Origin of the sequence: Bradyrhizobium manausense, assembly GCF_018131105.1 — a bacterium.
GTDB lineage: Bacteria > Pseudomonadota > Alphaproteobacteria > Rhizobiales > Xanthobacteraceae > Bradyrhizobium > Bradyrhizobium manausense_B.
Genome location: NZ_JAFCJI010000002.1, coordinates 74,924 through 98,822, shown reverse-complemented (window position 1 = coordinate 98,822; position 23,899 = coordinate 74,924). Strand labels below are relative to the sequence as shown.

At 63.8% G+C, this 23,899-nt stretch carries 20 protein-coding genes; 13 read left to right on the top strand and 7 right to left on the bottom strand.

All coding sequences use genetic code 11. The features are described 5' to 3' along the window. Positions 1 to 8: 8 nt before the first annotated feature. Positions 9 to 1,181, bottom strand: a complete 1,173-nt coding sequence (locus JQ631_RS20720; protein ID WP_212328744.1) for an ABC transporter substrate-binding protein — start codon at positions 1,179 to 1,181, stop codon at positions 9 to 11. Positions 1,182 to 1,458: 277 nt separating this feature from the next. Between JQ631_RS20720 and JQ631_RS20715 the strand changes: the two genes are divergently transcribed. The 3 genes from JQ631_RS20715 to JQ631_RS20705 all read left to right on the top strand — a co-directional run bounded on the left by JQ631_RS20715 (position 1,459) and on the right by JQ631_RS20705 (position 4,253). Continuing rightward, positions 1,459 to 1,950 (top strand): MarR family winged helix-turn-helix transcriptional regulator, encoded by a 492-nt coding sequence (locus tag JQ631_RS20715; protein WP_212331463.1) that lies wholly within the window; start codon positions 1,459 to 1,461, stop codon positions 1,948 to 1,950. A gap of 146 nt (positions 1,951 to 2,096) precedes the next feature. Further along, complete coding sequence (locus JQ631_RS20710; RefSeq protein ID WP_212328743.1) at positions 2,097 to 3,773, top strand: benzoate-CoA ligase family protein; 1,677 nt, start codon at positions 2,097 to 2,099, stop codon at positions 3,771 to 3,773. A 21-nt stretch (positions 3,774 to 3,794) separates the two neighbouring features. Next, a complete protein-coding gene (locus JQ631_RS20705; RefSeq protein WP_212328742.1) occupies positions 3,795 to 4,253 on the top strand; it encodes a RidA family protein in 459 nt (152 codons plus the stop codon). Between the two features lie 62 nt (positions 4,254 to 4,315). Here JQ631_RS20705 and JQ631_RS20700 read toward each other — a convergent pair whose 3' ends face one another. Together JQ631_RS20700 and JQ631_RS20695 are read right to left on the bottom strand one after the other, a co-directional pair. Then, positions 4,316 to 5,287 carry a CHAD domain-containing protein gene (locus tag JQ631_RS20700; protein WP_212328741.1) on the bottom strand — a complete coding sequence of 324 codons (972 nt, stop codon included), beginning with the start codon at positions 5,285 to 5,287 and terminating at the stop codon, positions 4,316 to 4,318. A 25-nt stretch (positions 5,288 to 5,312) separates the two neighbouring features. After that, complete coding sequence (locus JQ631_RS20695; RefSeq protein ID WP_212328740.1) at positions 5,313 to 6,836, bottom strand: bifunctional aminoglycoside phosphotransferase/ATP-binding protein; 1,524 nt, start codon at positions 6,834 to 6,836, stop codon at positions 5,313 to 5,315. A 189-nt stretch (positions 6,837 to 7,025) separates the two neighbouring features. On the opposite strand from JQ631_RS20695, the gene JQ631_RS20690 reads away from it, so the two are divergent. From JQ631_RS20690 to JQ631_RS20655, 8 genes are all read left to right on the top strand, one after another. Beyond that, a complete protein-coding gene (locus JQ631_RS20690; RefSeq protein ID WP_212328739.1) occupies positions 7,026 to 7,862 on the top strand; it encodes a universal stress protein in 837 nt (278 codons plus the stop codon). A 66-nt stretch (positions 7,863 to 7,928) separates the two neighbouring features. Continuing rightward, entirely contained in the window at positions 7,929 to 10,619 is a 2,691-nt protein-coding gene (locus JQ631_RS20685) for a bifunctional acetate--CoA ligase family protein/GNAT family N-acetyltransferase (RefSeq protein ID WP_212328738.1), read from the top strand. Between the two features lie 313 nt (positions 10,620 to 10,932). After that, the gene (locus tag JQ631_RS20680; protein ID WP_212328737.1) at positions 10,933 to 11,661 is read left to right on the top strand and encodes a Crp/Fnr family transcriptional regulator; all 729 of its coding nucleotides are present in this window, start codon (positions 10,933 to 10,935) and stop codon (positions 11,659 to 11,661) included. A 271-nt stretch (positions 11,662 to 11,932) separates the two neighbouring features. After that, on the top strand, positions 11,933 to 12,274 hold the full coding sequence (locus JQ631_RS20675; protein WP_249160847.1) for a hypothetical protein: 342 nt from the start codon (positions 11,933 to 11,935) through the stop codon (positions 12,272 to 12,274). A gap of 23 nt (positions 12,275 to 12,297) precedes the next feature. Next, complete coding sequence (locus JQ631_RS20670) at positions 12,298 to 13,269, top strand: TRAP transporter substrate-binding protein (protein WP_212328736.1); 972 nt, start codon at positions 12,298 to 12,300, stop codon at positions 13,267 to 13,269. Between the two features lie 66 nt (positions 13,270 to 13,335). Next, positions 13,336 to 13,881 (top strand): TRAP transporter small permease, encoded by a 546-nt coding sequence (locus tag JQ631_RS20665; RefSeq protein ID WP_212328735.1) that lies wholly within the window; start codon positions 13,336 to 13,338, stop codon positions 13,879 to 13,881. Then, positions 13,872 to 15,164: a TRAP transporter large permease gene (locus JQ631_RS20660; protein ID WP_212328734.1), complete on the top strand. Its 1,293-nt coding sequence runs from the start codon at positions 13,872 to 13,874 to the stop codon at positions 15,162 to 15,164. Before JQ631_RS20665 ends, JQ631_RS20660 begins: the two co-directional genes overlap by 10 nt. A 78-nt stretch (positions 15,165 to 15,242) precedes the next feature. Then, positions 15,243 to 16,049 (top strand): SDR family NAD(P)-dependent oxidoreductase, encoded by an 807-nt coding sequence (locus tag JQ631_RS20655; RefSeq protein WP_212328733.1) that lies wholly within the window; start codon positions 15,243 to 15,245, stop codon positions 16,047 to 16,049. A gap of 9 nt (positions 16,050 to 16,058) precedes the next feature. Here JQ631_RS20655 and JQ631_RS20650 read toward each other — a convergent pair whose 3' ends face one another. From JQ631_RS20650 to JQ631_RS20635, 4 genes are read right to left on the bottom strand one after another with little or no spacing between them, the layout of a single operon-like run. After that, the gene (locus JQ631_RS20650; RefSeq protein WP_212328732.1) at positions 16,059 to 16,757 is read right to left on the bottom strand and encodes a molybdate ABC transporter substrate-binding protein; all 699 of its coding nucleotides are present in this window, start codon (positions 16,755 to 16,757) and stop codon (positions 16,059 to 16,061) included. Further along, positions 16,754 to 18,883: a xanthine dehydrogenase family protein molybdopterin-binding subunit gene (locus tag JQ631_RS20645; protein ID WP_212328731.1), complete on the bottom strand. Its 2,130-nt coding sequence runs from the start codon at positions 18,881 to 18,883 to the stop codon at positions 16,754 to 16,756. Before JQ631_RS20645 ends, JQ631_RS20650 begins: the two co-directional genes overlap by 4 nt. Beyond that, positions 18,880 to 19,347 (bottom strand): (2Fe-2S)-binding protein, encoded by a 468-nt coding sequence (locus tag JQ631_RS20640; protein WP_212328730.1) that lies wholly within the window; start codon positions 19,345 to 19,347, stop codon positions 18,880 to 18,882. Before JQ631_RS20640 ends, JQ631_RS20645 begins: the two co-directional genes overlap by 4 nt. 13 nt (positions 19,348 to 19,360) lie before the next feature. Beyond that, complete coding sequence (locus tag JQ631_RS20635; protein WP_212328729.1) at positions 19,361 to 20,335, bottom strand: tripartite tricarboxylate transporter substrate binding protein; 975 nt, start codon at positions 20,333 to 20,335, stop codon at positions 19,361 to 19,363. A 234-nt stretch (positions 20,336 to 20,569) separates the two neighbouring features. Between JQ631_RS20635 and JQ631_RS20630 the strand changes: the two genes are divergently transcribed. Further along, complete coding sequence (locus tag JQ631_RS20630) at positions 20,570 to 22,660, top strand: molybdopterin oxidoreductase family protein (protein ID WP_212328728.1); 2,091 nt, start codon at positions 20,570 to 20,572, stop codon at positions 22,658 to 22,660. A gap of 132 nt (positions 22,661 to 22,792) precedes the next feature. Further along, positions 22,793 to 23,575: an enoyl-CoA hydratase/isomerase family protein gene (locus tag JQ631_RS20625; protein ID WP_212328727.1), complete on the top strand. Its 783-nt coding sequence runs from the start codon at positions 22,793 to 22,795 to the stop codon at positions 23,573 to 23,575. Positions 23,576 to 23,899: the final 324 nt, after the last annotated feature.

Here is a 23,899-nt window from a genome sequence, read left to right as displayed (position 1 = left end):
GTGCGGCCTTAGTTCGCCGCCTTGCAGTCCTTGGCGTAACGGTCGCCGTAATTCTCGAAAACCTTCTGGACGATCTCGGTCTGGAACTTGCCGTCCGGACGCTTGGCCACCTTGGTCAGGTAAAAGTCCTGGATCGGGTAACCGTTGGTGTTGAACTTGAATGACCCGCGCAGCGACGTGAAGTCTGCCTTCTTCAGGGCAGCCCCGACGGCATCCTTGTTGGAGAGGTCGCCCTTCACGCCCTTGACCGCGCTATCGATCAGCATCGCGGCGTCATAGGCCTGGAAAGCGTAGGTGCCGGGCACGCTGTTATAGGCGGCCTCATAGGCCGCGACGAACTTCTTGTTCTGGGGATTGTCGAGATTGGGCGCCCAGTTCGCGCCGCCGAACATGCCGACCGCCGCGTCCTGCTGTGCGGGCAGCGTCGATTCATCCACCGTGAACGCCGAGAGCACCGGAATGCTGTCGGCGAGACCGGCCTGCTTGTACTGCTTGACGAGGTTGACGCCGAGGCCGCCCGGCATGAACGTGAACACGGCATCGGGCTTCTGCGACGAAATCTTGGAAAGCTCCGGCTGGAAGTCCAGCGTGTTGAGCGGCATGTAGGATTCCTCGACGATTTCACCCTTGTAGTCGAGCTTGAAGCCGGCGACCGAATCCTTGCCGGCCTGATAGTTCGGCACCATCAGATACATTCGCTTGTAGCCGCGATCCTGCGCGACCTTGCCGAGGATCTCGTGCACCTGATCGTTCTGATAGGACGTCACATAGAAGAACGGGTTGCAGTCCTTCCCGGCAAAGGTCGACGGCCCGGCATTGGGACTGATCAGGAAGGTCTTCGACTCCGTCACAGGCCGGTGGATCGCCTGGAGGATGTTGGAGAAGATCGGGCCGATCACGAAGTCGACCTTGTCGCGCTCCAGCAGGCCCTTGACTTTCGTCACCGCCGCGTCGGGCTTCAACTCGTCGTCGACTACGATGACCTCGACCTCGCGGCCGCCCATCTTGCTGCCGAGGTCCTTCACCGCGAGAGCAAAGCCGTCGCGAACCTGCTGGCCGAGCGCGGCGGCCGGTCCCGACAGCGTCACGATCACGCCCAGCTTGATCTTCTCCTGGGCGAGAGCAGGGCTCAGTGCGGAGCCGAGCAGAAAGGCGGCGGCCAAGGTCAGTTTCGTCTTCATGATTGATCCCCCCGTGACATCGGACTTGCGCTGCAAGCCGCGTATTTGGATCCAAGCTTATGCCGATGATGGCTGCCGCGGCAAGCAAGCTCAGGCTTCACCATCTTGCGCGCAGCCGCGCATGCAAGCGGCGCGCCAATTGCTTGAAGCCTAAAGAAATTCGCATGCGGTCGATTGTTGCAGCTTTAGGCTTGCGGCGGGCGCCAATTTATTTGAAGCTCAAAATGTTGGGAATCCCGAGCCAGCGCCAATTCCGGCCGTGAGTGACTGCACCGAGATGCTCGATTCCGAGACCAAGGCCACCGAAACTCCGGAGGACCATGCCGAGGAGCTTCGGCTGTGGTTGCGCTTGCTCACGTGCACGACCCTGATCGAGGGTGAAGTCCGCGGCCGGTTGCGGGAGCGCTTCGACGTCACGCTGCCCCGTTTCGACCTGATGGCACAGCTCGACAAGGCGCCCGACGGAATGACGCTGTCCGATGTCTCCAAGCGCATGATGGTGTCCAATGGCAACGTCACCGGCCTCGTTGAGCGCCTGGTGGAATCCGGTCATCTCGACCGTCGCACCTCGGAGACCGACCGCCGTGTCCAGGTGATCCGCCTCACGAAACTCGGTCGCGCCGAGTTTCGCCGGATGGCCTCGGAACACGAGACCTGGATCGCTGATCTCTTTGCCGACCTGACGCCCAAGGATGTGCGCGAGTTGATGCGGCTTTTGGCCAAGACCAAGTCGTCGGCCCAGAAATCGGCGGCACGTCGCAAGCCTTAAGCCCAAGGGCGACGCCCGCCAATCCACTTTGCCGCACGAAAACGCCCGGAATGCTCAAAATCCGCTATTGCGCCAAATTGTTTTAAGCCTAAAATGTTTCCCAATGAAGTGCTGCCGGGTGCTTTCCATGCGCGAAGGAGCGTGAGATGGCCAAGGTTCAAATCTCGGGCTCGCATGACGCTGCGACCGCCCATGTCGATACGTTTGGGCGGGAGCATCTGCCGCCGCCAGATCTGTGGCCGGAGTTCATCTTCACGCGGCCGGAGCTGCGCTATCCCGCGCGACTGAATTGCGTCAGCTATTTCCTCGACCGCTGGGTCGAACAGGGGCAGGGCGATGCGCCCTGCGTCATCAGTCCGGCCGTCAGTCATACTTATCGCGAGCTGCAAGCGCTGGTGAATCGCATTGCCAACGTGCTGGTCGGCAAACTGGGTCTCGTCACCGGCGGCCGCGTGATGTTGCGCTCTGCCAACAGTCCGATGATGGTCGCGACCTATCTCGCTGTGATCAAGGCCGGCGGCATTTGCGTGGCGACGATGCCATTGCTTCGCGCCAAGGAGCTGTCTTATCCAATCCAGAAAGCGGAGATCTCGCTCGCGCTCTGCGATGGAAAGCTCGCCGATGAGATGGAGAAGGCCAGGCTGGCCGCGCCCGGTCTCAGGCATGTGGTCTATTGGGGCAACGGCGCGCCCGACTCGCTCGAGGCGCTTATCGCGGATGCGAGCCCTGACTTTGCGGCGGTCGATACCGCCTGTGACGATATCTGCCTGATCGCCTTCACATCCGGTACAACAGGCGATCCCAAGGGCACCATGCACTTCCACCGGGATATGCTGGCGGTGTGCGACGGCTATGCGCGCAACATCTTGCGGGCCGAGCAGAAGGATCGTTTCGTCGGGTCCGCACCGCTCGCCTTCACCTTCGGCTTCGGTGGCGTGCTATTCCCCATGCATATCGGCGCCTCTTTCGTGGTTCTCGAAAAGACGACGCCGGATGACATGTTGTCGGCGATCGAGCAGTACAAGACCACGGTTTGCTTCACGGCCCCGACCGCTTACCGCGCCTTGATCAGCAAGCTCCCGGGCCGTGACATTTCCTCATTGCGAAAATGCGTCTCCGCCGGCGAGACGTTGCCCAAGGCGACCTTCGATGCCTGGCTGAAGGCCACCGGCATCAAGCTGATGGACGGGATCGGCTCGACCGAGCTGCTGCATATTTTCATCAGCGCAACCGAGGACGAGATTCGTCCCGGCGCGACTGGCAAGCCCGTTCCCGGCTACGAGGCAAAGATCGTCGATGATGACGGCAACGATGTGCCGCCGGGCACGATGGGTAAGCTCGCGGTGCGCGGGCCGACCGGCTGCCGCTATCTCGCCGACGAGCGGCAGCGCAAATACGTCCAGAACGGCTGGAACATCACCGGCGATACCTATCTGATGGATAGCGACGGCTACTTCTGGTACCAGTCGCGCTCTGACGACATGATCGTGTCGTCCGGGTACAATATCGCAGGCACGGATGTGGAGGCCGCGCTGCTCACCCACCCGTCGGTCGCCGAATGCGGCGTCGTCGGTGCACCGGACGAGGCGCGTGGGATGATCGTGAAGGCCTATGTCGTGGCCGCGCCCGGCGTGACGCCGGATGCAAAGCTCGCAGCCGAGTTGCAGGACCATGTCAAACGCGAGATCGCGCCCTACAAATATCCGCGCGCGATCGAGTTCGTGACCCAACTGCCGAAAACCGAGACCGGCAAATTGAAACGCTTCGCCTTGCGACAGTTAGCGCAGGTGGCAGCGACGTCTTCGGGCGTCGCGGCAGAATGAGATGAGGAACGAGCATTGTCCGTGACAACGCCGAAAGGCCCCCAGCTCGCGGTGCTGCCGACCGCCGCCGAGGATGACGCCAGCCCAAGGGCGCAGGTGCTCCAGCCTTCCGGCTGGCCATTGCCGAAGGGCTATGCCAACGGCATGGCTGCCGAAGGGCGGATCGTCGTCACCGGCGGCGTGATCGGCTGGGATGCCGAGGAACGTCTCGCGGAAGGCTTCGTCGCGCAGGTGCGTCAGACCCTGAGCAACATCGCCGAGATTTTGGCTGAGGCCGGTGCGCGGCCCGAGCATCTGGTGCGTCTGACCTGGTATGTCGTCGACATGGACGAATATCTGACGAACCTGAAGGAGCTCGGCAGGATCTATCGCGCCGTCTTCGGCGCGCATTATCCCGCGATGGCGCTGGTCCAGGTCGTCCGCCTTGTCGAGAAGGCGGCGCGCGTCGAGATCGAAGCCACCGCCGTCATTCCTCGCTGAACATCGTACGGCTCGCGTCGGCCTGGGAGACGGCCCTGGCCGAGTCGACGGGAGACGACGACCTAGTCCTCGGCCTCCACACTCGGTGCGAGGTCTGAAGAGCGAAGCGGCTTGGTCTTGTCGAGTTTACGATAGGCCGCCGAAGCCGTCCGTAGCAGCTTCTTTTCCCGCTTGCGGTCGAGAAAGCGAATGCCCGCCTCGGGAACAGCTTCGTTCAGTGAGGCGGCCAGCGTCTGACCACGCGCATCGTCGTTCAAACGTCCGAGGGACTTTTGCGCCCTGCGCAATTGCTTGAGGATCGCCTTCTGTTTCGCCAGCGACTTGTCGGCAAACAGATCTTCCAGCGACTCGATCGAATAGGTCAGCCGCTTGTTGAGAATCCGCAACTTGTGCCGCTTCTCGACGTCGAGCTTGCGCAGCTTCTTGGCCTTCCGGAGAAGGGTCTCTTCCCATTCGGTCAGCTGCGCCGTCGCGTGCTCGGCGAGCGGGCAGCGGCGCAGCCGGATGGCCTCCTTGCTGCGCCTTGTCGACCAGGGGCCACTCTCGATCCAGCTCGAGGTTTGCTCCACGAGGCGGCGATATCGTGCCGATTGCAGGGCCCGGCCCAGCAGGCGGTGACTTTCGGCGCGCTTTTCATCCCAGTGCTGGAGCTCGGCGATTACTGCGAGCTCGTCACCGGCTTCTGCCACAACGCGCTCAATGGCGACGTCGAGGTCCCGCACCATGCCGAGCTGGCTGTTGAGCCATTTCAGCTCGGCCCAGACCTTGGGGCGCAGCGCATCGTCGACCATGGGGGAAAAGAAGCGGATGGCGGTCCGCAGATGGGTCAGCGCGATTCGGATCTGGTGCAGGGCCTCCGGATCACCACGGCAGGTGCCCTCGTGCTGCGCGAGGACGGCGGCAAAGTGGCGGCGGGCGATGATCCGAAAGGCGGTGTCGCAGGCCATGCCGGAACTGAGGCGCCAGGGCAAGGGACGTCCCGCCGCCGGCCTGACCGGGCCGGCCGCTGCCGAAGTCATGGTGGGTCGCGCCATCCTCGTCCGCGCCAATCAGATTGCCTTACCTGCCTTCGATGATCGCGTCCCGGCAGCTCTGGAGCGTCTGCTCGGGTGTCCCGGACGCATCGATGGTCGTCCAATCGATATGGCCGATACTATAGTGCTCTTGCATTGCGGCAACCTCTTGCGTGGCATCCGATGCGTCGCCGCGACGGCCGCCGATTCGGGCTTGCCGGGTCTTCAGATCAGCGACCAGGAAGAGGCCGGTGAGAGGCACGTTGCAATCCCGGGCCAGCGCGCCGAATGCGTCTCGTTCAAAATCGCGGGCGAACACACCGTCGACAATCGCCGAATGACCCTGATCCAGCACGCGGCGGGCGCGCTCGGCCAAGGTCGCGTAGACCCGTGCGGCAAGCTCTGGGGTATATGCAGATGGCGGTAGCCGGTCCGTGTCGGCGACCCCAAACATCTGTTTGCGAATGACGTCACTGTGCAACACCACGGCCCCTGGCTGCGGCGCCACGGTCGGCGCGAGCGCGCGTGCCAGGACCGATTTACCGGTGCCCGACAGGCCGCCCACCGCGATCAGTCGCGGGACTGGAGGCTGGATCAGCGCCCGGGCAAGGTCAAAATAGCGATGCGCGTCGTCAACAATCTCGGCGTCGTCGGAATGTGATGGCTTCAGCCGTGCCATCGCCACCTGGGCGCGGATCGCCGCGCGAATGGACAGGAACAGCGGCAGCGCGCGGAGCGCGTCGAGATTGTCGAGCGGCGTCGCGGCAAGGTACCGATTCAGCACGAGGTTGGCGGCAAGCAGCTGATCGTGGTGCAGCAGGTCCATCAGCGCGAATGCAAGGTCGTAGAACACATCGACGGTCGCCATCTGCGCGTCGAACTCGAGGGCGTCGAACAATACGGGCTGTCGTTCGATCAGCACGATGTTGGCAAGATGCAGATCGCCGTGGCAACGGCGCACGAAGCCATGGCGAGCGCGCTCATCAAGCAAAGGCCGAAGGCGCGCGAATACTGCGTGCGAGACCCGTGCCAACTGCTCGATCTCTGCTGCTGCGAAACGATTGCCGTTCCGCAGACCATTGCTATTGCCGTCAATTAGGACGGGAATAGAGGAAACCCAGGCCTCGCCGTCGGCGGGCGGGGCGGTCGCATGCGAGGCTGCGATCGCGTCGGCGATGGCCGAGGCGAAGTCCGCATCGAAACGTCTAGCCTTCGCCAGATGATCCAACGTCCGGTTTTCGTCGAAGCGCAACATCTCGACGGCGTATTCGATCGGCCGGCCGCGGCCGTCGATCGTCACCGATCCGTTCGGGTCCTGGGTGATGGCCAGGACCCGATGATAGATCTGCGGCGCGTGCGGCCGGTTGATCCTGAGCTCTTCCTCGCAGGCCGCCTTGCGTTTCTCGAGCGTCGAATAATCGAGAAAGGGATATTTGACTGCCCGCTTGATCTTCAGCGCGCGCGTCCCGTCGAGGAAGATCGAGGCCGCGTGCGTGTCGATCCGCTTTACACCGGCTCGCGCGGTCAGTGCCGCGAAAATCCGCTCCTGGGTCGCAGAATTGTCTGTCATTCCGGCCGGCATGTTGCAGATGAGGGCGCCGCGTGGTCCGGCCACAAGCCAGGGTAATGCTTAACTCGGCGCCGGTCCTTGACTTCCGTCAAGGCCTGTCGTCGGCTGTCGATGCCGAGGTTTCCCGGCCTGAGGAGGATCAAGCGCCCGGATCGAAGGCGGCCTAGTCTGGTCGGTGAGATAATTCCGATGCCCATCAAGGACGTCTTTCTGCCGCTCGTTGGCGAGCCGCGTGCCCCTACGCTGGCTGCAATCGAGAACTGCGTCGCCGTTGCCGCCAATCTCGGCGCCAGGATCACCGGGCTCGCGCTCGAGGACGATGCTTTCGTGCGGCCGAAGGTGGTGTTCCCAGACGACCCCGAGTCTGCCGAACTCAAGGGACGCGAGGCGGGCGACATGCAGCAACTCCTGAATGCGTTCACCAACGCGGCCTCGCGCGCCGGCATTCGTGCCCAAAGCCGATCGGGCAGGGTGCCGGCGGACCAGATCGCATCGACCCTGGCGGAGCATGCCCGCTTCAGCGATCTCACTTTGATCCCCGTGAAGCCGCACGACAGCCGAACCGAAAACCTCGTTGAGACGTTCCTGTTCCAATCCGGGCGGCCGCTACTGCTCTGTCCAGAGCAACACGTGGCGGCTCTGCGGCCGGACTTCGAGAATGTTGTGATTGCCTGGGACCATTCGGCGCGCGCCGCGCGGGCCGTCGGCGATGCAATGCCGATCCTGCAAGCCGCTGCTGTGGTGCGCGTGATCACCGTGACGGATGACAAGGACGAAGCGATCATGCAATCCGGCAACAGTCTCGTCCATCACTTGCGCGAACACGGGATCTACGCGTCTTTCGAAACGGTGAAGGGCAGCGGCAGCTCGATCGGGAAGGTGCTGGGGAGCTGGGCACATTCCCTCGCCGTCGATGCCATCGTCATGGGCGCCTATCATCATTCGCGACTGAACGAGACCGTCTGGGGCGGCGTGACAAAGACCGTCATCGGCCAGCCACCGTGCTGGGTGATGATGTCGCATTAGGGGCGTTTCAACCCAAATCCGGGTTAGCTTCTGTCGGACCCGCTGCCCGATCGGACTGTTGTGATCATGTCGACCTACCGCCTGCAAAACCTCTTGTCACCCCGGTCGGTCGCGTTGGTCGGCGCAAGCGCCCGTCCGGTCTCCGTTGGGCGGGCGGTCCTGGAGAACATTCGCAAGGCGCAATTCAAGGGGCAGTTCGGCCTGGTGAACCCGCGCCATGCCGAGATCGGCGGTATCGCGGCGGTGAGCAGCCTGGACAAGCTGTCCTTCGTGCCCGAGTTGGTCGTCATTACGGCGCCGGCGCGCGAAGTCCCTGAGATCATCGACCAGGCGGGTCGTCGCGGTTCGGCCGGCGCCCTGATCGTTTCGGCGGGGCTCGGCCATGGACCGGGATCCCTCCAGGATGCGGCCATCGCAGCCGCCCGCAAATACGGCATGCGGCTGATTGGTCCCAACTGTCTCGGCATCATGATGCCAGGTATAAGCCTCAACGCGAGCTTCGCGGCGCATATGCCCGGAGCTGGAAACCTCGCGCTGATCTCGCAGTCAGGCGCGATTGCGGCCGGCATGGTGGACTGGGCCGCGCAGCGCGGTGTCGGCTTCTCCGGCATCGTCACGATCGGTGATCAGATCGATGTCGATATCGCTGACTTGCTTGATTATTTCGCGATGGACCACAAGACCCGAGCCATCCTGCTCTACATCGAGGCCATCAAGGACGCGCGAAAGTTCATGTCGGCGGCACGTGGCGCGGCGCGCGTTAAACCTGTCGTCGTGGTGAAGTCCGGACGCATGACGCAAGGGGCGAAGGCCGCGGCCACACACACCGGTGCGCTCGCCGGCGCGGATGCGGTCTATGATGCAGCCTTCCGCCGCGCCGGCGTCCTTCGGGTATCCGATCTGCGGGAGCTGTTCGATTGCGCCGAGACGCTCGGCCGGATCGGGGCGCCTGCGGGAAAGCGCCTCGCCATTCTGACCAATGGCGGCGGCATCGGCGTCCTGGCAGTCGACCGGCTGGCGGACCTTGGCGGAATTCCAGCACCCATGACGCCAGAGACGCGCGAGAAGCTCGACGCGGTGCTGCCGCCGACCTGGTCCGGGGCAAATCCCGTCGACATCGTTGGTGACGCCGATGCTTCGCGCTATGCGGCCGCGTTGGAGGTGCTGCTCGACGATCCCGGCAATGACGCGGTCCTGGTGCTCAACGTGCAAACCGCGATCGCCTCGGCTGCCGAGATCGCGGCGACCGTCATCGAGCTCGTCGGCAAATATCGCCAGGAGCACCGTAGTTGGGCCAAGCCTGTGTTTGCGGCCTGGGTCGGGGCCGATCAGGAGATTATTGCAACGCTGTCCGCCGCCGGCATTCCGAACTATCCGACCGAAGACGACGCGGTGCGTGGCTTCATGCATTTGGTCCGGCATCGTGAGGTGGTCGACGAACTAAGCCAGGTTCCGCCCGCGATGCCGGATACATTCGTGCCTGACGTGGCGGAAGCAAAGCAGATCGTCGCGACGGCCATCGCCGATGGCCGCAAATGGCTCGAGCCCATCGAGATCACGCATCTCCTAGGGTGCTATGATATCGCGATGGTGCCGACCTATGCGGCTCACGATGTCGATCAGGCGGTCGCCTATGCAGACGGAATCTTGGCGCAAGGTGCCACCGTCGTGCTCAAGATCATGTCGCGCGACATCGTGCACAAATCCGACGTCGGTGGTGTCGTGCTCAATCTGACCACACCATCCGCGGTGCGCGCCGCCGCCGCCGATATTGTCGCGCGGGCGAGGAAGTTACGCCCCGAAGCCCGCATTGACGGCGTCGTCGTGCAAGCGATGGTCGTCAAGGCGAAGGCCCGCGAACTGATCATGGGCCTCGCCGACGATCCGACCTTTGGCACGGTCGTCGTGTTCGGCCGTGGCGGCACGGCGGTGGAGATCATCAACGACAAGGCCCTGGCGCTGCCGCCGCTCGACTTGCAGCTCGCCCATGACTTGATCGAGCGCACGCGCGTGTCGCGATTGTTGCAGGCGTACCGGGACGTGCCTGCGGTCAAACAGGACGCCGTCGCACTGGTGCTGGTCAAGCTGGCGCAGATGGCAACCGACATTCCCGAAATCCGGGAGCTCGATATCAATCCGCTGCTGGCCGACGAAACCGGCGTGACCGCCGTCGATGCCCGCATAGCGGTGGGACCGGCACAGCGAAAATTTGCTGGCTCAGGCCCCGCCAATTTTGCCGTTCGTGCCTATCCGTCACAATGGGAGCGCCGGCTCGCGCTCAAGGACGGTTGGCGCATTTTCGCGCGGCCCCTTCGCCCCGAAGACGAGCCGACCATTCACGAATTCCTGCGTCACGTCACGCCTGAGGATCTCCGCCTGCGTTTCTTCGCGCCGATGAAGGAATTCACCCATGAGTTCATCGCGCGCCTGACCCAGCTCGATTATGCGCGCGCCATGGCGTTCATCGCGTTCGACCAGAAGAACGAGATGGTCGGCGTGGTCCGGCTTCACTCGGACTCGGTTTACGAAAGCGGTGAATACGCGATTCTGCTGCGGTCCGACCTCAAGGGCAAGGGGCTCGGCTGGGCCCTGATGCAGCTGATCATCGATTATGCGAGGTCGGAGGGCCTCAAGACCATGTCGGGCGACGTGCTCAAGGAGAACGTCGTGATGCTCGAGATGTGCCGGCAACTCGGCTTCGAGATCAAGCCGGACCCGACCGAGCCTGACATCTGCGACGTCCGGCTGAGGCTCTGATGCGCACCGGCCTCAAGCAGGGCCGGTCGGCAGCCGGCCAAATTTGATCTGGGTCAACAGGCCTTGGCGCAGTGCAGTAAACTGTGGCCTGCGCGGTGGACCACAGTGCTCAGGCTCAGGTATGAGTTATCATCTTTGCAACTCTGAATCGTCAAGAATTTACCATCGCACCCTGTGGATGCGCTTTCCTCGTGCAATCTCAGCATTGTAACAGCATTTGCTTCAAACTGTGTCCGTGCTTTCCGGTTGAAAAGCCTGATAACGTTGACTACGCAGGAACTTCAGTGCCTCGCAGTCTTAGGAGCCCCGCGGCGTGCCTCAGGACAAGACCGGCGACCCCCGACAACAGGCGGGAAATAAACTATCGGTCCTGCGCAAGCACCCGATCTTCGCGGATCTGGAGCCGGAGGCGCTCGATCAGCTTTGCCGCTATGCCAAGCACACCATGGTCAAGCGCGGCGCGACGATCGCCGCCAAAGGCGATCCCGGAAACAATTTATTCGCGGTGATCACCGGAACGGTGAAGATTTCCTCCTCCTCGCCCGACGGCCGGAACGCCATTCTCAACCTGATCGGTCCTGGCGAAATCTTCGGCGAGATCGCCGTGCTCGATGGCGCGCCGCGGTCGGCGGATGCGACCGCGAACACCAATTGCGAGCTCTACATCATCGACCGCCGCGACTTCCTCCCGTTCGTGAAGAGTCAGCCGGCGCTTGCGATGAAATTCATCGAATTGCTCTGCGCGCGGCTGCGCTGGACCAGCCAGCAGGTCGAGCAGGTGATCTTGCAGAATCTGCCGGGCCGGCTCGCGAGCGCGCTGCTCGGTCTCACCGAGGAGCGCAAGCTCGACTCCGGCAGCGGTACCCTCGCGATCACCCAACAGGAGATCAGCGAGATGGTGGGAATGACGCGCGAGAGCATCAACAAGCAATTGCGTGCATGGGCCGGGCGAAACTGGGTGCGCCTCGAGCATGGCGCCATCGTCGTGCTCGATACCGATGCGCTGCGCGAGCTGGCCGAAAGCGGCCTCGACGGCGAGTAAGTGTTCCCACCTCATTGTCGAGGATACGACCGTGGGGCTCTAGCTCGCGGACGCGCACTCGATCGTCACCAGCCTTCAGCGCCGGCCGGTCACTCGCTGGGGCGGCGTTTTTCGAAAAAGTAGAATTATTTGCGGATTACCCCGTTGGGGTACCCTCCTAGGGGATCAATGCAAGTCCAGCATCGATCAATGCCGCATTTGGCTTGGACTCAGAATGTCGCCCGCCCTAGGGACGACGTTGGCGATATCGCGCCGTTGTGGTGCGTTCATAATGAACGAGGCGATCGTGTCGCCCGAACTCCAAGCCGCAGCCAATAGCGGTCGAGCACAAGCCAGAGGAACGTTCATGGATACGATGAGCATCGTTACCGCGCATCCGGCATTGGCCGATGGCGCGGCCCGATTGCCGGGGAGCCGGCCCCTGCCGTACGAGTCCGCCGCAAGAGCGGGCGCGATGAGCATCGCGCTGTCCCTGGCGGAGATCGCCAACCAGCCAAATTCACTCGACACCGCCGCGCAACCCTACGAAGGTGGTGCAGTTGCAACGCTTGACTTCACACTTGAAGTGGAGCGACGCAAGGCGGTCCGCAGCACCAGTCCAACGACGACATAATCAAACCCAGGAGGAAACCTCAGATGAAGGCACTATTCGGCATTATTGCAGCCGCTGCGCTGACGGTCTCGGCGCCACTCGCGACCGCACGTGATTTCCGCTCGGCCGACGTCCATCCGGCCGACTATCCGACCGTCGAAGCCGTCAAGTTCATGGGCCAGCAGCTCGCGACGGCGAGCGGCGGCAAGCTGGGCGTGAAGGTATTTCCGAACGGCGCCCTGGGCTCGGAGAAGGACACCATCGAGCAGCTCAAGATCGGCGCGCTCGACATGATGCGGATCAACGCCTCGCCGTTGAACAACTTCGTGCCGGAAACCGTCGCCTTGTGCTTGCCCTTCGTCTTCCGCGACACGCAGCACATGCGCACCGTTCTCGACGGACCGATCGGCGATGAGATCCTTGCGGCCATGGAGCCTGCGGGGTTGATCGGTCTCGCTTATTATGACAGCGGTGCCCGTTCGATCTACACCGTCAAGGCGCCGATCAAGTCGCTCGCAGACGTCAAGGGCCTGAAGATCCGCGTCCAGCAGTCCGACCTGTGGGTGGGCATGATCGAGAGCCTCGGCGCCAATCCGACGCCGATGCCGTATGGCGAGGTCTACACCGCGCTCAAGACCGGCCTCGTCGACGCAGCCGAGAACAACTGGCCGTCCTACGAGTCCTCGCGCCACTTCGAGGCCGCCAAGTTCTACAACGTCACCGAACACTCGCTGGCGCCCGAAGTCCTCGTGATGTCCAAGAAGGTCTGGGACACGCTGAGCAAAGAAGATCAGGCGATGATCCGCAAGGCCGCGAAGGATTCGGTGCCCGTCATGCGCAAGCTCTGGGACGCGCGTGAGCAGGCGTCGCGCAAGACCGTCGAGGCCGCCGGCGTTCAGGTCGTCACGATCGCGAACAAGCAGGAGTTCGTCGACGCGATGAAGCCGGTGTACAAGAAGTTCGCCGGTGACGAGAAGCTCTCGAGCCTCGTCAAGCGCATCCAGGACACCAAGTAAAAGCATTGCGGGACCGGGTCCGGCGTCTCCGCGAGGTGACACCGGACCCTCACAAGGAGGGGCGGGATGACAGACCCACACGTCGCAGATCACGAGCAGGAGGCGGGACGTCCGTCCACAAGTCTGCTGTCGCGGATCAATGCTCCCGTCGCCCGGGCGGGGATGTATCTGTCCGTGACCGGGCTGCTCATCATCGTCACCATCGTGTTCTACCAGGTGTTCGGACGCTACGTGCTCAACTCCAGCCCGACCTGGACTGAAAACCTCGCGCTGGTCCTGATCCTCTATGTCACGCTGATCGGTGCCGCCGTCGGCGTGCGCGATGCCGGACACATCGGCATGGACAGTCTGCTGGTGATGCTTCCAGATCGCCTGCGAGAGAAGGTCGAGCTCGTGATCCATGTCCTGGTGGCGCTATTCGGTATCGCCATGGTCTATAACGGCTGGATCCTCGGCGCGTCGGTCGGGACCGTGCATATTCCCAATCTCGGCTTCCCCGAGGTCGTCCGCTACGTGCCGCTGGTTGCCTCCGGCGTTCTGATCGTCTCTTTTTCAATCGAGCACATCATTGCTCTCCTGCGCGGCGAAGAGGTCGTCCCCTCATGGAACTGATTATTCTCGGCGCCACGTTCTTCGGCTTCCTGATCCTCGGCGTACCGGTCGCCTTCGCGATCGGCCTCTCGGCGATTTGCACCATCTTTTACGAAGGCCTGCCGGTCGCCGTCATCTTCCAGCAGATGATGTCGGGGATGAACATCTTCTCGTTCCTGGCCATTCCGTTCTTCGTCTTCAGCGGTGAGCTGATGCTGCACGGCGGCGTCGCCGACAAGATCGTGCAACTCGCCAAGAATCTCGTCGGCCACATCCGCGGCGGCCTCGGCATGTCGAACGTGGTCGCCTGTACGCTGTTCGGCGGCGTCTCCGGTTCGCCTGTGGCCGACGTGTCGGCGATGGGCGCGGTGATGATCCCGATGATGAAAAAAGAAGGGTTCGATACCGACTACGCCGTCAACGTCACCACCCATGCCTCGCTGGTTGGCGCGCTGATGCCGACCAGCCACAACATGATCATCTATGCGCTGGCCGCCGGCGGCAAGGTCTCGATCGGCGCGCTGATCGCGGCCGGCCTGTTGCCGGCCATGGTGCTGATGGTGTGCATGTTGGTCGCCGCCTATGCGGTTGCGGTAAAGCGTGGCTATCCGTCGGGCAAGTTCCCGGGCTGGCCCGAGGTCTTCCGTTCGTTCGCGGCCGCTCTGCCGGGCCTCCTGATCGTCGGCATCATCCTGACGGGCATCCTGTCCGGCGTCTTTACGGCAACTGAATCGGCCGCCGTTGCCGTCACCTACACGATCGTGCTGACGTTCTTCATCTACCGCACCATGACCTGGAGCAACTTCCTCCACGCCGCGGCCAAGGCGGTGAAGACGACAGGTGTGGTGCTGCTGCTGATCGGCGTCTCCACCATGTTCCAGTATCTGATGGGGCTCTACGAGGTCGCCGACTTCGCCGGCGCCCTGATGAGCAAGGTCTCCACGCACCCCTGGGTGATCTTCCTGCTCATCAACATCATCCTGTTCCTGCTCGGCACGTTCATGGACATGGCGGCAACCATCCTGATCTGCACGCCGATCTTCCTGCCGATCGCAATGAAGGCGGGCATGGATCCGGTGCAGTTCGGCATGCTGATGCTGATCAACTGCGCGCTCGGGCTGAACACCCCGCCGGTTGGAACCACGCAGTTCGTCGGCTGCGCCATCGGCGGCATCTCGGTGGGCGCGGTGATGCGCACCATCCTGCCGTTCTACGCCGCCCTGATCGCAGCTCTGATGTTCGTGACCTACGTCCCTGAGTTCTCGCTGTGGCTGCCCCGCCTGCTGATGGGATACAAGGGATAGCTGTCGTGCGTTCGCCGGCATTGGCCGGCAAACCGCGCTTGCGATAGTTTGCGTCACAGCAACAGGGAGAATCTGTCCGTGACTGACTACCGCAAGCTCTTCGATCTCACCGGCAAGACGGCCGTGGTGCTCGGCGCCGCATCGGGCATCGGCAAATCGTCGGCCGAGGCGCTGGCCGGGCTCGGCGCCCGCGTCGTCTGCGCCGATCGCGCGCTCGATGCGGCGGAGGCGACGGCGGCGGGCATTCGCGAGAAGGGTGGCTGGGCCGAAGCTGCCGCGTGTGATGCTGCGAGCGCTGTCGACGTCAATGCGCTCGCCAAAACCGTGATGCAGAAATTCTCGCGGCTCGATATCGCCGTAACGACGCCCGGGCTCAACATCCGCAAGACCATCCTCGACTATACCGAGGAGGATCTCGACCGCGTCCTGAATCTCAACGTCAAAGGCACAGTCTGGTTCTTCCAGGCGTTCGGCCGCATCATGGTCGAGCAGAAGGGCGGCAGCATCATCGCCTGCTCCTCGGTGCGCGCGGTGACCATCGAGCCGGGCCTCGGTATCTACGGCTCCACCAAGGCGGCGATCGGCTTGCTGGTAAAGGGCTTTGCCTCCGAGGTCGGCCATGCCGGCGTGCGCGTCAACGCGATCGCCCCGAGCATCGTCGAGACCGCACTGACCAGCGCGTTCAAGCAGCGTCCGGACATTTTCAATCTTTACGCAGGCCACACCGTGTTCAACCGCTGGAGCAGCGCCGACGAGGTCGCGACGGCCGTCGCCTATCTCGCCTCGGATGCCGCGAGCTATGTCAGCGGCAGCACGCTGTTCGTCGATGGCGGCTGGACCGGGGTCGACGGCCCGCCGACCGGTCTGACCCAGCTGCACAAATAGGGTTTGCATCTAGCCGGTAAAGCCCACGCGCTGGCGCAGCTCCCTGTGGTCTGCGCCGGTCAACAGCGCAATCAGTGCGGCGGCTTCTTTCGGATGCGTCGCGTGCGTGGCGACGCCAGCCGTGTACATCGTCACCAACTCGGATCCGGGCGGCAGTGAACCCGACAGCATGATGCCGTCCGTTGCGATGATCTCGGTCGCCTGCGTGCATCCGATCGGCCGCGTTGCGGTGGATGCCGCCAGTTCGCGCATTGCCGTTGCGCCGTTTGGAAAGATCTTCAGGCGCGGCGTGACCTCATAGGCGATGCCGAGCTGATCCAGCACCTTTGCGACGTGCTGGCCGGCGGTCGAGGCCTTGGTATCAGGAACGTAGATGGCGTCCGCGGAGCGCAGGACTTCGCGAAGTTCGGCTTCGGTCTTCACGTTCACCTTGGGATCGTTGCTGCGGACGGCGAGGGCGGTCTCCACGCGACCGATATCCGCGATCGAGGAGGGAGCGACCAGCTTTTCCGCTGCCAGCTTTGCGAGCAGTGCCTGTGTCAGGATCACCAGATCGGCCGGCGTGCTCGCGCGCAGCTTGTCCGCCATCAGGCCGACTGCGCCGAACTCGCCGTCGATGCCGAAGCCGGTTTGTGCCTTGAAGGCCTCGCTGAGGCCGCGCACCAGCCCTTGCGCCGCGCCGCCGCTCAAGATGTTCACTGTCGTCACGATGCAAGCTCCATGGCTGCAATGATCTTGTCTCGCGTGATTGGCAGGTCGCGGATGCGCACCCCGAGGCAATCATGGACCGCGTTCGCGATCGCCGCCGTCACCGGCCCGTGCGCGGCCTCGCCGGCGCCGACCGGCTCGATCTCCGGTCGCTGGATGACCTCGACGTCCACGGCCGGGACCTCGCTGAAGGTGAGGATCGGATAGTCCGTCCACGACGTCGACGTGATGCGGGTCCGATCGAAGCGGACGCGCTCCTTCAGCACCCAGCTCGTCGCCTGGATCGCGCCGCCCTCGATCTGGTTGATCACGCCATCCGGATTGATGGCCTCGCCGACGTCGACAGCAAGCGTGAGCCGCCTTACGCGGATGTCGTCGGTGCCTTCGATCTCGGCGATGGCGGCGCAATAGGCCCCGGTGTTCTTGTAGCGGGCAAAGCCGACGCCGTGGCCGATGCCCGATCGCTTCTCAGGCTTCCAGCCTGCGCGCCGCGCCGCAGCGCTGATGACGTCGCGTGCGCGCTCGTCCCTGAGGTGCCGCAGGCGAAAGGCGATCGGGTCTTCGCCGCGCAAGGCGGCGATCTCGTCGAGCAGGGATTCGGTGGCGAAGACGTTGCCTTGCGCACCGAGGGTCCGCAGCGCCGAGGTGCGTACCGGCATGGTCAGCAGGCGGTGACTGGTGATCGTCCAGGCCGGAAAATCGTAGAGCGGAACCGAGTTGCGGTCGCCGCCGCCGCCATTGGCGGCGGGCGGGTTTGTCGAGATCATGCGAGGGTAGGGATTTGCGATCTCGCTCGCGGCCAGCAGGGCGGGCTGCACCGCGCGCCCCGGCCGCGCCGCATGGCCATTGCTCCAGATCGTATGGCGCCAGCCGACGATCTCGTTGCCGGCATCGAGATCGGCTTCGATCTCGATGGCCATGGCGGCGCCAAACGGTGCGTGGGACATCTCGTCGTGGCGCGACCACTGGACCCGTAGCGGGCGGCCGCCGGCGCCCTTGGCGAGCAGCACGGCATCGAGCGCGACGTCGTCAGCCGCATTGTGCCCGTAGCAGCCGGCGCCCTCCATGTGCTCGACGACGATGTTCTCGACCGGGAGCTTGAGCACGATCGCGAGATCGGCGCGCAGCAGATAGACGCCCTGGCTATGCGTCCAGACATGGACATGGTCACCCTCCCATAGCGCCATCGCGCAGGAGGGCGCGATCGAGGCATGCGCGATGTAGGGACGGGTGTATTGCCGGCGGAGCGTGCGGGAGACGTCTGCCGCGGCCGCAGTCCTGGTATCGATGATGACAGTCTCGACCGGCTGGCTTCGCAGGAAGCTGGCCAGATCGTTTTCATCCGGCAGCGGCTCCCCGGCCGACCATGTCGCGCCTTTGCGCAGGACTTTCAGTGCCGCTTCCGCCGCGGCCTCGCTGTCGGCGACGACGCCTGCAAAGGTGCCGTCGCGGACGATCGCAATCAGCCCAGAGACGGCGCGCGCGGCCGCTTCGTCGAGCGCAATCAGCCTGGCGCCTGGGATGTCAGGCCGCAGGACGCGTCCATGCACAAGCCCCGGCAGAGCGCGGTCATGGATGAAACGCGGCCGCGCCAACACCTTGTCGGGGATATCGACGCGCTGGATCGAATGTCCGGCCACGCTACGCGTGGCCGCAGACTTGGCGACACTGCTCGTCGTCGCATCGTGGTCGAGCGAGACGTCACCTGCTAGTTCCCAATAGCTGGTCCTGACATTGCCCGGGCCCGATATCGTGCCGTCATCGACATCGAGCAGCGATGCATCGACGCCAAGACGATCCGAGGCTGCCGCGAGAAAACGTTGGCGCACCTCGGCACAGACGTGGCGCAGGGCGCGGCCGGATTGCTGGATCGACAGGCTGCCGGAGGTGACGCCTTCGTTCGGGCTCGCGGCAGTCGATGCGCGGATCATCTCGATGCGGCCAATCTCGACGTCGAGCTCGTCCGCGGCGATCTGCGCCAGCGCCGTGACAATGCCCTGGCCGATCTCGACTTTTCCGGGCGAGATCGCGACGCGGCCTTCGCCGGTGAACCGCACCCAGGACGACAGCCTTGGATTGGTTATGAGGCTGACTGGCAGCTTCGGGGCAGTGGGCGGCGCGCTCATGTCGCCATCTCCGACGCCGCACGGAGCACGGCCCGGACCATGCGGTTGTGCGATCCGCAGCGACATAGATTGCGATCGAGTGCTGTCCGGACTTCAGCTTCCGAGGGTGACGGGTTGCGCCTGAGCAGCGCTGCCGCGCTGATCAGAATCCCCGAGACGCAATAGCCGCATTGCATCGCCTGTTCGGTGATGAAAGCACGCTGCAGCGGATGCGGTTGCCCGGCCGTGCCGATGCCCTCGAGCGTAACGACGTCCTTGTCTGCCACCGACCACATCGGCATGTCGCAGGAGGCGATCGCGAGGCCATCGACCATGACATGACAGGCCCCGCACTCGCCGGCACCGCAACCGAAATGCGGGCTGGTGATTCCGAGCCGGCCGCGCAGCACATCGAGCAGCGTCTGATCCGGCTCGGCATCCACGGAGACCACAGCTCCGTTGAGCTTGAACTGAAAGGTCGGCATAACCGGCACGGCCTCAGGACTTGTCGAACTTCTTGACGACATCGGCCCATTTCACGATGTCGCCCCGCAGGAACTTGTCGAACTCCTCCGGGGTCATCGACATGGGGATCGCGCCCTGCTCGGTCCAGAGCTTGACGATGTCCGGCCGCCTCAGCATTGCGTTCACGGCTGAATTGAGCTTGTCGATGACGGGCTTTGGCGTGCCCGCCGGCGCCATCAGGCCGAGCCAGATCGTCGCCTCATAGCCTGCGACACCAGCCTCGCCGGCGGTCGGCACGTTGGGCAGCACCGCGGAGCGCTGCTGGCCGGTGGTCGCCAGCGCGCGGACCTGATTCTCGCCGATGTTCGGCGCCATCGCCGGCACGGCATCGATCATCATCTGCACCTGGCCGCCGATCACGCCGCTGCGTGCTTCGCCGCTGTTGCGATAAGGAACGTGGACGACATCGATCCCGGCCATGGCTTTGAACAGCTCGCCGGCCATGTGGTACGGAGTGCCCTGACCCGAGGAAGCGTAATTCATCTTACCCGGCTGCGCCTTGGCGAGCGCGATGAACTCCTGCAGCGTCTTCGCCTGAACTTGCGGGTTCACCACGATGACGAGATCGGAATAGTTCACCGGCGCGATCGGCGCGAGGTCGCGCATCAGATCGTATTTGCGCTGCTCCGGCGTCAGCAGCGATTCATTCGCTGTCTGGGTGTTGGACATCATCAGCAACGTGTAGCCGTCTGCCGGCGACTTCACCGCCTCGACCGTGCCGATGACGCCGCCTGCACCGGTGCGGTTCTCGATCACGAAGGGCTGGCCAAAGCGCTCCTGGAGCGCCTGGCCGATCAGCCGGGCCGTGACATCGGCCGGGCCGCCGGCGCCGAAAGGCACGACGATGCGGACGGCGTGCGCGGGATAATCTTCTGCCGGAGACGGGCTTGCCGAGAATGCGGTGAGCAGGCCGGCGGCCAGCGCCAGCAAGATTTGTCGGGCCGTCACACCAACCTCCCTGGACTCGTTTTTGTTGGCAGGCACTGTAGCGGCAGCGGGCGCAGACTGTCGACGCCTCACAAAGTCGATTTTGTCAGGAATATCGGGCCGTTCTCGGTGTGACCGCGGGGCATTTCGCAGTCGCGGCAGGAACAGGCCGCGTACAGGGTTTGAGCATTTTGCATGGGCATGGCCGGATAAATGCCCTCGGCTACTCCATGTTTTGGTGTTACGAAATTGGTCATGAACCAGCACGCCAAGATCGAGATCCGCCACTCCACTTGTCCGCACGATTGCCCGTCGGCCTGCGCGCTCGATGTCGAGGTGGTCGAAGGCCGCAGCATCGGCCGGGTTCGCGGTTCGAAAAAGCAGACCTATACGGCCGGCGTGGTCTGCGCCAAGGTCGCTCGTTACGCCGAGCGCATCCATCATCCCGAGCGCGTGACGTTCCCGATGCGCCGCATCGGGGCGAAGGGCTCGGGCCAGTTCGCGCGGATCACCTGGGATGAGGCGCTCGACGAGATCGCCCATCGCTTCAACCAGGCCGAACGCGAGTTCGGCGCGGAGTCGATCTGGCCCTACTACTACGCCGGCACGATGGGGCTGGTGATGCGCGACGGTCTCAACCGTCTCACGCACGTAAAGAAATATTCGCGCTTCTACCAGACCATCTGCGCCAATGTCGGGCGTATCGGCTTTGCCATCGGCACCGGAAAGATCGCCGGCGCCGATCCGCGCGAGATGGCGCTCTCGGATCTCGTCGTGATCTGGGGCACCAACCCCGTCAACACCCAGGTCAACGTGATGACGCATGCATCGCGCGCGCGGAAGGAGCGCGGCGCGAGGATCGCGGCCGTCGACATCTACGACAACGACACGATGAAGCAGGCCGATATCAAGATCCTGCTGCGGCCCGGCACCGACGGCGCGTTTGCCTGCGGCGTGATGCATGTCCTGTTCCGCGACGGCTATGCCGACCGCGCCTACATGGACAAGTACACCGACTGCCCCAATGAGCTCGAGGCCCATCTGAAGACACGCACGCCGGAATGGGCGTCTGCGATCTGCGGTGTGCCCGTGGCGGAGATCGAGGCCTTTGCCAAGGCTGTGGGCGAGACCAAGCGGACCTTCTTCCGTCTCGGCTACGGGTTTACGCGTTCGCGCAACGGCGCGACGCAGATGCATGCCGCAAACTGCATTCCGGCGGTGACCGGCGCCTGGCAGTACGAAGGCGGCGGCGCTTTCTTCAACAACTACGCGCTGTGGCACTTCAACGAATCCGTGATTGAAGGCCATGACGCGATCGACAAGACGGTCCGCGCGCTCGACCAGTCGCAGGTCGGCCGCATCCTCACCGGCGATGCCGAGGCCCTGCTGGGCAAGGGTCCGGTCAAGGCGATGCTGATCCAGAACACCAACCCGATGACGGTGGCGCCGGAGCAGGCGCTGGTGCGCCAGGGCTTTGCGCGCGAGGATCTGTTCGTCGTCGTGCATGAGCAGTTCATGACCGAGACGGCGCAGATGGCCGACATCGTGCTGCCGGCAACCATGTTCATGGAGCATGACGACCTCTATTACGGCGGCGGCCACCAGCACATCTCGGTTGGTCCGAAGCTGATCGACCCACCCGGTGAATGTCGTTCCAACCACCAGCTGTTGCAGGCGCTGGCGCCGCGGCTTGGCGCCAAGCACCCGGGTTTCGAGATGACGCCGCGCGAGTTGATCGACACCACGCTGAAACTGAGCGACCACGGCGACATCGCCGGCCTCGAAGCCGACATCTGGCGCGATCTGCAGCCGGACTTCCGCACCTCGCATTATCTCGATGGCTTCGCTCATGCCGACAAGAAATTCCACTTCAAGGCCGATTGGGCGCATCCGCCGTTCGGTCAGACCATGGGCGATTTCGACAAGATGCCATCGCTGCCGGACCATTGGGCGGTGATCGAGCACGCCGACCAGGCCCATCCGTTCCGGCTTGCGACCAGCCCCTCGCGCAGCTTCCTCAACACCACGTTCAACGAGACCCCGTCCTCGCAGGCGCGCGAGGGTCAGGCCAGCGTGATGATCCATCCGCTCGATGCGGCCGCGCTCGGCGTCGCTGACGGCGACGCAGTGACGCTCGGCAATACCCGTGGGGAAACCACGCTGATCGCCGCGCTGTTCGACGGCGTGCGGCGCGGCGTGCTGATCGCGGAATCGGTGCATCCCAACAGGAATCATATCGGCGGCCGCGGCATCAACATGTTGACCGGCGCAGACACCATTGCCCCGATCGGCGGCGCTGCGTTCCACGACAACAAGGTCTGGATCAGGAAGGCGACTGCCGCCTGAGCTGCGCTCGCGTTTTGATCTCTAGCTAATTTGTGTCGAGGCGCTAAAGCGGCGTCTCCGGACAGATTGCCCTTGCACCTCGCGCCGAAGCTGCCGCAAATGGCTGCAAACCGCGAGCGAGGAACGAGCGTCATGACCGACACCACAGGCGTCATCACCGAGAAGCGCGGGCAGGCGTTCTGGATCACCATCAATCGGCCGGAGAAGCGCAACGCGCTGAACGGCGACGTCATCGCCGGCATCACACGCGGCTATCGCGACGCGCATGACGACAAGGAGGTCCGCGTCATCGTGCTGACCGGCGCGGGCGACAAGGCGTTCTGCGCCGGCGCGGATCTGCAGAATTCCGGTGCGGCCTTCGCGATGGATCATTCCAGGCCCAATGTCGATTATGCCGATCTGTTGCGGCTGTCGCAGAACGCCACCAAGCCCGCGATCGCGCGTGTCGGCGGCGTCTGCATGGCCGGCGGCATGGGCTTGCTGTGCATGACCGACATGGCGGTTGCGGCGGATCATGTCATCTTCGGTCTGCCGGAGGTGAAGGTCGGCGTGTTTCCGATGCAGGTGCTGAGCCTGCTGCAGGACATCGCACCGCGGCGCCTCGTCAACGAATGGGCGCTCACCGGCGAGCCTTTCGATGCCAAGGCAGCGAAGGACGCGGGCCTTCTGAACCACGTCGTGCCGGCGGCCGAGCTCGATGCCAAGGTCGATTGGCTGATCGGCCGCATCGTCGACAAATCCCCGACGGCGATCCGCCGCGGCAAATACGCCATGCGCGCGATCGCTTCGATGTCGTTCGACGAGAGCATCGCCTATACCGAAAGCCAGATCGCATTGCTGGCGATGACCGAGGACGCCAGGGAGGGACTGAAGGCGTTCGGCGAGAAGCGCAAGCCGGTCTGGACGGGAAGGTGAGGGGGCCCGCCGTTTGAGCGGCGCACCCATCGCGTTCCAATTCACGTCTCAAACAGCAGACGCACCTTCGCCTTCTCGCGGCGTATTCCGCCCGAGCTTTGCTCTTCGCTTCGCGCCCTCTCGAATGAAAGGGCGCAGGGAAGGCCGGGTGCCGGCTGGCACCCGCGGTCCGCTGCGCGAGATGTAGCGCAGAAGGAACCGCACAGCAGCATACAGGTGTAGCCGAACACACGGCCTTCCCTGCGCAGTGGTTGGACGGCTTATGCTGTGCTCTCCCGGGAGCCGAGTTCCTTCTGGCCTCCCTCGCCCTGCGGAAAGTTACCA

Coding starts and splice junctions, on each gene's coding strand:
- JQ631_RS20630 (WP_212328728.1), top strand. CDS start 20,570: ATGAACCAGCACGCCAAGATCGAGATCCGCCACTCCACTTGTCCGCAC.
- JQ631_RS20710 (WP_212328743.1), top strand. CDS start 2,097: ATGGCCAAGGTTCAAATCTCGGGCTCGCATGACGCTGCGACCGCCCAT.
- JQ631_RS20700 (WP_212328741.1), bottom strand. CDS start 5,287: ATGGCGCGACCCACCATGACTTCGGCAGCGGCCGGCCCGGTCAGGCCG.
- JQ631_RS20640 (WP_212328730.1), bottom strand. CDS start 19,347: ATGCCGACCTTTCAGTTCAAGCTCAACGGAGCTGTGGTCTCCGTGGAT.
- JQ631_RS20685 (WP_212328738.1), top strand. CDS start 7,929: ATGTCGACCTACCGCCTGCAAAACCTCTTGTCACCCCGGTCGGTCGCG.
- JQ631_RS20715 (WP_212331463.1), top strand. CDS start 1,459: ATGCTCGATTCCGAGACCAAGGCCACCGAAACTCCGGAGGACCATGCC.
- JQ631_RS20695 (WP_212328740.1), bottom strand. CDS start 6,836: ATGACAGACAATTCTGCGACCCAGGAGCGGATTTTCGCGGCACTGACC.
- JQ631_RS20720 (WP_212328744.1), bottom strand. CDS start 1,181: ATGAAGACGAAACTGACCTTGGCCGCCGCCTTTCTGCTCGGCTCCGCA.
- JQ631_RS20675 (WP_249160847.1), top strand. CDS start 11,933: ATGAACGAGGCGATCGTGTCGCCCGAACTCCAAGCCGCAGCCAATAGC.
- JQ631_RS20670 (WP_212328736.1), top strand. CDS start 12,298: ATGAAGGCACTATTCGGCATTATTGCAGCCGCTGCGCTGACGGTCTCG.
- JQ631_RS20665 (WP_212328735.1), top strand. CDS start 13,336: ATGACAGACCCACACGTCGCAGATCACGAGCAGGAGGCGGGACGTCCG.
- JQ631_RS20625 (WP_212328727.1), top strand. CDS start 22,793: ATGACCGACACCACAGGCGTCATCACCGAGAAGCGCGGGCAGGCGTTC.
- JQ631_RS20690 (WP_212328739.1), top strand. CDS start 7,026: ATGCCCATCAAGGACGTCTTTCTGCCGCTCGTTGGCGAGCCGCGTGCC.
- JQ631_RS20645 (WP_212328731.1), bottom strand. CDS start 18,883: ATGAGCGCGCCGCCCACTGCCCCGAAGCTGCCAGTCAGCCTCATAACC.
- JQ631_RS20660 (WP_212328734.1), top strand. CDS start 13,872: ATGGAACTGATTATTCTCGGCGCCACGTTCTTCGGCTTCCTGATCCTC.